The organism is Halochromatium sp. (assembly GCF_054919635.1).
Map to the genome: position 1 here is coordinate 1 of NZ_JBUDPI010000330.1, position 4,186 is coordinate 4,186.

Consider the following 4,186-nt stretch of genomic DNA (forward strand, 5'->3'; position numbering starts at 1 on the left):
CCTAGAGTGGCTCAGGCAATGCCTGATGGGTGACCGATCGGTGAACGGCCAAGGCCGCTAGTGGCGAGGTCTTCTCGTCAGGATACGGGTTTCGGTTGCTCGATGCGGATTAGGCGATCGATCTGCTCCGGGATCAGGTCTTGCTCGCGGCCGTCAGGCCAGGTGATGGTCAACGAGAGGTCGCTAGGGTCATCGATCTGGCCGAGGCCGAAGGTGATCGGCTGCTCGACCTGAGACAGATAGCTGCGTGTCGGGCGCAGCGCGCGGACGTCGCGCACCTCGGTCATGCTGTCCTCCGCCGAGCTTACCGTCAGGGCGACCCGGGCGCCGATGGCGGCCGTGTTCGGCGGCTGACCGACCAGCTCGACGCGCAGCCAATGATGGCCCGTGTCTTGATCATTGCGCAACAGCGCGGGTCGGCGACCATTCTGGGTGATCAAGAGGTCCAGATCGCCGTCGCCGTCGATATCGGCATAGGCGGCACCGCGCCCGACCAGATCCTGGGCTAGGTCACCCACCGCCGCTTGCTCTTGCGGCATCGGCACGAAACGCTCGCGACAATCCGGGCCGCAGTTCCAGAACAGGGAGGCCGGGTGCGCGTAGTGCTGGCTCTGTTGGACCCTGTGGATCTCGTGCTCCAGATGGCCATTGGCGAGCAGCAGATCCTCGCGACCGTCGAGATCGACGTCGACGAAGAGCACGCCAAAGGTCAGCGGGATGCGCGAGGCCGGCCCCAGCCCTTGGATCACCGCCTCGTCGACGAACGGTGGCTTGCCGTTCGTGGTCACGAACAGCGAGGCCATCTCGTTGGCGAAGTTGCCCACCGCAATGCCGAGCTCACCATCGCGGAAGCGGGCCACATCGACGCCCATCGCTGAGGTGGCCTTGCCGTTGCGGTCGTAGGCAACGCCGTCGAAGATCGCGGTCTCCTCGAAGGTGCCGTCGCCGCGGTTGCGGTAGAGAACATTGCGCACCGTGTCGTTGACGACGATGAGATCAAGCCAGCCGTCGGCGTCGATGTCGAAGGGCACCAGGCCGAGGCCCTTGCCCACCGGCATTCGGCTGACAGGGTCGAAGAGCTGGATGCCGGCTGCTGCAGAGACATCGGTGAAGCGGCCGTCGCCGTTGTTCCGGTAGAGGATGTTGTTGGTGCCGACGAAGTTGAGCGGCGCACCATAGGCCCGACCGAGCCCAGTGAGGCGAAAGTCGATCTCGAGATCGATCGTCGGCGACCAATCGACATAGTTGACGACGAACAGATCGAGATCCCCATCCCGGTCATAGTCGAAGAACGCCGCGCTCGAAGACCAGTTGTCTTCGTCGCCGCCGACCCCGGCCTGCTCGGTGATCTCCATGAACCGGCCCGCGACGTTGCGGAACAGCCGATTACCGTTGAGGGTGGTCAGATAGAGATCGTCCCATCCATCGCCGTCGATGTCGCCGATGGCCACGCCCATGCCGTAGGTGCTGATCGCGAGCCCGGCCTCACTGGTGACATCCTCGAATTGGCCGGTGCCATCGTTGCGGTAGAGGGCTTGGGTGGGAGGCTCGTCTAGGGTTTGATGATCAGCCCATTCACGCGAGTTGACCAGGAATAGGTCTTGATCGCCGTCGCGGTCGTAGTCGAAGAAGGCCGCGCCGCTGCCGATGGTCTCCGGCATCAGCCGGTCGCCATAGGCGCCGTTGACATGGACGAAATCGATGCCGGCCTGCTCGGTGATGTCGGTGAAGGGGAGCTTGGGTGGGATGCCCAGGCCCGGTGCGGCTTTGTTGGTGTTCGCATCCGTGCCGGCGTCGGTTGCAATGCCGGTCGGCGTGGGAACGATGGGAGTGGCGATCTCGGCGTCTTCTATCGGTGCGATCGCGTCCTCGCCGCTGGTCAGCCAGAGCGCGAGCAGGGCGATGGCCAAGAGTCCGCCGATGATGAGCACAGAGAGGACGAAGGCCCGTTTGATTCGGGCTTCACCGCGGCTGAGGGAGGTGGGAGGTTGACGCTGCATGTCGGTCATCATTGCGCGGCTGATTGATGGGGCGGGTGGAGGGCATAGATCGCGACTGGCTCGGCGGCATGATCGGCCGCGGGGTTGTGGCTGCGGTGCAGGCTGACGACGCGCTCGATGGCGTTGTCGTCGGGGCGGTAGTGCTCGTGTAATCGGCGGTGGTCGGTGGCGGCTTCGGTCTCGCCGAGCTCAGCCAGCACTAGGCTCAGATTGTGATGAGCGGCGGCGTTCTCGGGGTCGAGCGCGAGTGCTTGGGCCAAGCGGGTGCGGGCGCGCTCAAGGAGTGCGAGTCGAGCATCGCGACTGGTTGCGCCGCGCTCTTGGCGGGCACGCTCGTAGAGGGTGCGGCCGAGCTCGACCAGCATGCGATCGTCGGCGGCGAAGTCGAAACCGCGCGCGCGGGCGTCGCTGAACTGGGTCGCGGCGAGCGCCTCGAGTGCGGCGATGGCGCGGTCGAGGTCGCCAAGGTCGCGGGCGATCAGGGCCGTGTACCAGGCGATGACCCAGGGTGGGGCCTCGCCCTGTGGGTAGTCCTGCTTGGCGGCACGGGTCAGTGCCGCTGCGGCCTCCTCAAGTCGGCCTTCGCGGTAGAGCACGCGGGCGAGATTGAGCGGGCCAGTGGCGCTACCGAGCGCCTCGACCTGCCGGAAGGCCGTTTCGGCCTGGCGCGACTCGCCACGCTTACCTTGGCGCAGCAGGCCGATGCCATAGTCGTTCCAGCGCTCCCAGGCGGGGATCGGTGATTGTGGGCTGTCCTCGGTAGATGGTGTTGTCAGCTGCGCCGCGACCTCGTCTGAATGCAGAGAAGCACTCGCTTCAACGCTGAGGGCGGTCGACTTCTCAGTGAGCTCGATGGTGCGGCCTTGTGGTGGCTCCGCAGTTGCCGAGGTTTGGGGCGACCACGCAGTCGGTGCTGTTCCTCGTCGTGGCAATCCATTCTCAGCAATCTCTGCGACTTGCTCCAGCGGTAACCGTATCCGATCCTCAGCCAAGGTCGTGATCGGCAGGGCGTTGACGCTGAAGGCGTCGCCCAGCAGATAGTGCATGAAGCGGCTGTCGAACTTGCGGTACCGGAGCGCGGCCTCGAGCCTTACAGAGCCGCTGGTGGCATCAGCCGGGATCTCGAGCGCATAGTGCACTAGGGCTGCCGCTCCTGGCGGAATCTGGTGATCGTAGAGTGGCACGACGATGTCCTGCGCATTGCGGCGACTGATGCGCTCGCCGTGACGGTCGAGCAGGTAGGCATTGCCGAACCAGGCCCAGTCGTCAACCGCGCCGCTGCTGTCGAGGGCGCCGGACTGGCCGATGAGACGCTCGCCATCGGGGCCGTCGAGCACAGCCGTGAGCTCGAGCCAGACCTCATTGGAATCGGCGGTGCCCTGGGTCAGTGCATGGCCGATGCCGATAGTGCGCACAACGACCTCGAGCAGGTAGCGTCGGCCCGGCCTGAGCACGGGCTTGACCTGGCCAAGCGGCGCTTGCAGTTGGCCTTCGGCGCCGTCGCTACCCGGATTACCCGAATGAACCGATCTGCCCGCACTAGCTGCACTACCTGCACCAGCCGAGCTGCCATCGCTGGCTGAGCTGGCCGAGCTGTCCGAATTGTCTAGCTGCTGGCCTTGCCTGCTGCCAGGAGTTTGGTTGGCCACATCGCGCTGAGTGTCTGCTTCGTGGACCTGGGGCTCGACCTCCCTGATCCCGAACAGATCAACCCGTGCCGCGCGCTGCATCATTGCGACCCGCTCGGCGTTCTCCTCGGCCGGGCGCCCAGCCCAGTCGGCGACGGCCGTGTTGGCAGCAGCGAAGAGATGATCATGCACCGCGCGCTGGCCGTCTGCGGTGCGTAGCCGGGCTGCTGGGTCTTCGGCCGCGCGCGCGGGCATGTGGCAGCCGTTGCAGCTGGTCTCGGCTGTGGGCGGATAGTAGAAGCTGTCGACCCGATGGCCAGACACGCCGCTGAGGCGGAAGCTGTCGTAGTGGTTCTGCCCGCGCAGCCAGCGGTAGTGGTTGAGCACCTGTGGCAGATGCACTTTGTGGCAGGCACCGCAGAACTCAGGCTCGCGGTGGATGGGTTTGAGCAGGGTCTGTTTGTGGAACGCAGGCTTGGCCTTGATCAGTTGGCGGTTGATGGCGCGCAGGATCGGCTGCGAGCTGAACGCAAACGGATAGCGCTGGGGACCGACGAG

General features: G+C 65.4%; 1 protein-coding gene and 1 pseudogene. Both read right to left on the reverse strand.

Annotated features, from left to right (window positions below):
• Nucleotides 1-77: 77 nt before the first annotated feature.
• Nucleotides 78-2,000 carry a CRTAC1 family protein gene (locus tag ACY693_RS15970; protein ID WP_462322805.1) on the reverse strand — a complete coding sequence of 641 codons (1,923 nt, stop codon included), beginning with the start codon at nt 1,998-2,000 and terminating at the stop codon, nt 78-80.
• Between the two features lie 8 nt (nt 2,001-2,008).
• Nucleotides 2,009-4,186, reverse strand: a pseudogene (locus ACY693_RS15975) (hypothetical protein); the annotation flags it as partial.